The organism is uncultured Streptococcus sp. (assembly GCF_963516575.1).
Lineage (GTDB): Bacteria > Bacillota > Bacilli > Lactobacillales > Streptococcaceae > Streptococcus.
The window spans coordinates 1-4,096 of sequence record NZ_CAUQCP010000080.1; the positions used below are offsets into that span (position 1 = coordinate 1).

The 4,096-nt window shown below is 43.5% G+C and carries 4 protein-coding genes and 1 pseudogene; all 5 read right to left on the reverse strand.

The window, feature by feature from the left end; translation table 11 throughout:
• Positions 1–170, reverse strand: a pseudogene (locus RWM06_RS09480) (ABC transporter permease); the annotation flags it as partial.
• The gene (locus RWM06_RS09485) at positions 151–1,308 is read right to left on the reverse strand and encodes an ABC transporter ATP-binding protein (RefSeq protein ID WP_000742900.1); all 1,158 of its coding nucleotides are present in this window, start codon (positions 1,306–1,308) and stop codon (positions 151–153) included. The gene RWM06_RS09485 and the pseudogene RWM06_RS09480, both read right to left, overlap by 20 nt.
• 159 nt (positions 1,309–1,467) lie before the next feature.
• Complete coding sequence (gene murB, locus RWM06_RS09490; protein ID WP_313970933.1) at positions 1,468–2,373, reverse strand: UDP-N-acetylmuramate dehydrogenase; 906 nt, start codon at positions 2,371–2,373, stop codon at positions 1,468–1,470.
• Between the two features lie 116 nt (positions 2,374–2,489).
• Positions 2,490–3,242, reverse strand: a complete 753-nt coding sequence (locus RWM06_RS09495) for a YhfC family glutamic-type intramembrane protease (RefSeq protein ID WP_313970934.1) — start codon at positions 3,240–3,242, stop codon at positions 2,490–2,492.
• A gap of 9 nt (positions 3,243–3,251) precedes the next feature.
• Positions 3,252–3,983 (reverse strand): acetolactate decarboxylase, encoded by a 732-nt coding sequence (gene budA / locus RWM06_RS09500; protein WP_033683371.1) that lies wholly within the window; start codon positions 3,981–3,983, stop codon positions 3,252–3,254.
• Positions 3,984–4,096: the final 113 nt, after the last annotated feature.

Sequence of the window (4,096 nt, forward strand, 5' to 3'; positions counted from 1 at the left end):
AGGTAGGTCAAGTTTTGTGACGCAAAGTAAGATTTATAGTTTTCTAAACTGAATTGGCCTTCAATGTTGAAAAAGGATTGACCGAAAATCAATACCAAGGGTGCAAGGACAAAGAGGGCAATCCAAAGCATATAGGGCACTACAAAGAGTTTAGAGCTTGTTTTCTTCATCTCTTTCCTCCTCGATCGCGTTAATCAGACCTGCTTCTTGCTCTTCGATTTCCACGTATTCTTCAATACGAGCATCAAACTCTTCCTCGGTTTCGTTGAGACGCATGATGTGGATGTCCTCTGGTTCAAAGTCCAGACCGATTTCCTCACCCACGATGGCCTTACGGGTTGAGTGGATCATCCATTCGTTTCCAAGTTCGTCATAGGCGATAATCTCATAGTGAACCCCACGGAAGAGCTGGGTATCTACCTTAACTTGGAGCTTGCCTTCTTCAGGAAGGGTAATCCGCAAGTCCTCTGGACGAATCACGACTTCGACTGGCTCATTTGGCTTCATCCCACCGTCGACCGCTTCGAAGCGTTTGCCGTTAAACTCAACTAAGTAGTCCTCAATCATGGTTCCTGGCAAGATATTTGACTCGCCGATAAAGGTAGCAACAAAGTGGTTGATTGGCTCATCGTAGATGTCCACAGGTGTTCCAGACTGGACAATCTCACCATCGTTCATGACGAAAATCCAGTCACTCATGGCGAGAGCTTCTTCCTGATCGTGAGTGACAAAGACAAAGGTAATGCCCAATCGTTGTTGCAGTTCACGCAGTTCATACTGCATGTCTGTTCGTAATTTCAAGTCCAATGCTGACAAAGGCTCGTCCAACAAAACCACACGGGGTTGGTTAATGATGGCGCGGGCAATAGCCACACGCTGACGTTGTCCTCCTGAGAGTTTACGAATGGAACGTTTTTCGTAACCTTCCAACTGAACCATCTTGAGAACTTCAGCAACACGTTGCTCGATTTCTTTCTTGTCAATCTTACGCAAGCGAAGTGGAAAGGCAACATTTTCAAACACATTCATATGTGGAAACAAGGCATAGGATTGGAAGACCGTATGGACGTCTCGCTTGTTGGTTGGGATGTCGTTGATGCGGACACCGTCCAGCAAAATATCTCCTGTCGTAGCATCCAGTAAACCTGCAATGATGTTTAGGATGGTTGATTTCCCTGAACCAGATGCGCCTAGAAGGGTGTAGAATTTCCCTTCTTCCAACTCAAAGTTGATATCTTTGAGAACCTTGGTGTTGCTGTCTTCAAAAACTTTTGAGACGTTTTTGAATTCAATAATTGGTTTTTTCAATTGTCATTTATTCCTTCTTTTTCATAGATTAACAGATCAGGGCTCTGTCAGGCCGCTACTACCTCGTGTAGGAGATTGAACTGCCTACATGCTTCTGCACTAACGATAGGCTTTCACCCCCTTTCCATGACATAGCAGCAGCTTTTCAAATACAGCTTCCTACTTGCTTTCACCTAAAATACGGACTTCTCTCTCAAGAGTAACGCCAGAGTGTTCCTTGACTTTTTCGATCACAGACTCAATCAAGTCTTCGTAGTCTTTGGCCGTTCCATCTGCGACATTGATCATAAATCCTGCGTGCTTTTCAGACACTTCTACTCCACCAATACGATAGCCTTTCAAGCCAGCTTCTGAAATTAATTGACCTGCAAAATGCCCTACTGGACGCTTAAAGACCGAACCACAAGATGGATATTCTAAAGGTTGCTTGAGTTCACGTAGATGCGCCAAGCGATCCATTTCTTGCTTGATAACCTGATGGTTTCCTGGAGCAAGGGCAAATTTAGCTGACAAGACAACTGCACCAGACTCCTGAATGGCTGAATGGCGGTAACCAAAAGCCAAATCCTTGACAGACAGTGTCTCGATTTCTCCATCCTTGGTCAAGACCTTACAAGACTGCAAGATGTGGGCAATTTCACCACCATAAGCACCTGCATTCATAAAGACAGCACCGCCGACGCTCCCTGGAATGCCACAAGCAAATTCAAAACCAGTCAAACTATGACGAAGGGCAATGCGAGTTGTTTCAATCAAGTTGGCACCAGCTTCAGCTTCGATGGTATAGCCATCAACGGAAACATTATTGAGCTTGTCACACAAAATAACAAATCCACGAATCCCACCATCACGAACAATGATGTTGCTTGCATTTCCAAGGACCATCCAAGGAATATTTTCTTGATTGGCAAATTTAACAACGCGAGCCAACTCAAAACGATTTCGTGGAAAGACCAAATAATCGGCCTCTCCACCTACTTTTGTATAACTATAGCTATGCAAGGGTTCCTTGAAACGGATATCAATCCCTTCTAAGATTTCAAGCATGTTTTCTTTTACTGACATGACACTCTCCCTTTTACAAAATTCATTCCATTATACCATTTTTAAGACCATTTGACGACCCTAAAAAAATCTTGGACTTATTTAGCTTTTAAACAAAAAAGAGGTTTCCCCTCTTTTTATGATTTTTTACAAAAGATTGCCTTGGTTCCATAGGCAACCAGAACAAGTTCAAGTGCTAAGACCACTTCAACCAAGACTGGACTTGTAATCCATCCTACTTGAGCTAGAGATGGAGCTAGGTCAAAGAAGGCATGTAGGCCATAGGCTGCTAATAGATATACCCAGTTTTTATGACGAACACCTTGATAAACCCAAACAGTTAAAAGCATTTGGAATCCAAGTGCTAAAATCCGTTCAAAAGCAAGCAAATAAATTTGCCAGACTGATAGCGACTGAATGGTTTTCAACATATTTTCAGACAGCAATTGCATAACCTGTGGATTTTGCGTTTGAACTGCTGATAGAACAAAGTAGAGATTAAGCAAACTAGTAAGACCTAGGAAAATCAACTCCAAGCCACCATGTCCCAATCCATAAGCCAAGGCATCTGCCTTTTCCAAACTTCTCTTTTTCTCCAACCATTTGAAGAAAACAAGGCGAGCCGTTTCCTCAAAAAGAGCTGCCATGGCTAGGCCATAGAGGATATAGACAAGCGGATGATCCTGCAAGAGGGCAACACTACCGTCTTTTTGAGGATGCAAAACCAAGATATGAACCAGTTTTTCCAAAATCTGTGAAGAGACAAAGAAGGCGACAGCCCCCAAACCCAAGACAGCTAGATTAATCTTGTATTTCTTTTTGGCATACCAAATGCTCCCTACCAAGAAAGCCAACAACAACACCATGGTAATGATAATATGAATGGTCATTTTCTTCTCCTATTCTGCCTTTTCAATATCTTTTCTCATCTCTTCAACATTGAACTTAGCAAACAAGTATTGACGGTCTTGGACAGGAAAACGTTGGTCCAACTGGTCAACGGCTCCCACCTCAATAATACCTTCCTTGATGACAAAGTCCATAACATGCCCACCGAAGGTCAAGTCATCTGAAATGAAGTGGAGATGGTAGCCTGCCACACTGACTCCATGGAAAATCTCTGGCGTCCAGAAACCAACGATGGTTCCCGCCACATTGTCACGACTATATTCCGGTTGATGGGTTGCGACATCAGCAAACTTGGTATCTGGTGTCGACTTGGGAATCATGCGCACATGCATATGCGAAAATTTCCCACGAATCTTGATAGAGCGGAAAAGATTTTCCCCATCATAATAAGACTCAATTCGTTCTTCCAATTCCTTGTCTGTCATCTCAAAGCGCTGGCGGAAAATGACCTCTGCCTGGTGCGGTACTACTGCTGCATAAGGAATAAGGGCATCTGGCGACACTTCTACAATCTCTGGCTGGTCTCCAGACCCTTTGGCCTGATAAGCCTTACCATCCAAGACAATCAATTCCCCATCAATGGAATCCAAGGTTCCCAAACCAAGGTCACCATGCTCTAGCAATTCTCCCACTGTCATGGTCCCACCATAAAGTCCTGCCATCAAAGCTCCAAGGGTATTGTATTGAAATAATTTCACTGGTTCCTGCACGTTCTTATCCATTCACTTTCTTATCTGTTATACTCAATGAAAATCAAAGGTCAAACTAGGAAGCGAGCTACAGGTTGCTCAAAGCACTGCTTTGAGGTTGTAGATAAGACTGACGAAGTCAGCTC

What these genes read in the sequence shown, in the direction of transcription:
- murB (WP_313970933.1), bottom strand. Translation starts at nt 2,373, where the DNA reads ATGTCAGTAAAAGAAAACATGCTTGAAATCTTAGAAGGGATTGATATC.
- RWM06_RS09495 (WP_313970934.1), bottom strand. Translation starts at nt 3,242, where the DNA reads ATGACCATTCATATTATCATTACCATGGTGTTGTTGTTGGCTTTCTTG.
- budA (WP_033683371.1), bottom strand. Translation starts at nt 3,983, where the DNA reads ATGGATAAGAACGTGCAGGAACCAGTGAAATTATTTCAATACAATACC.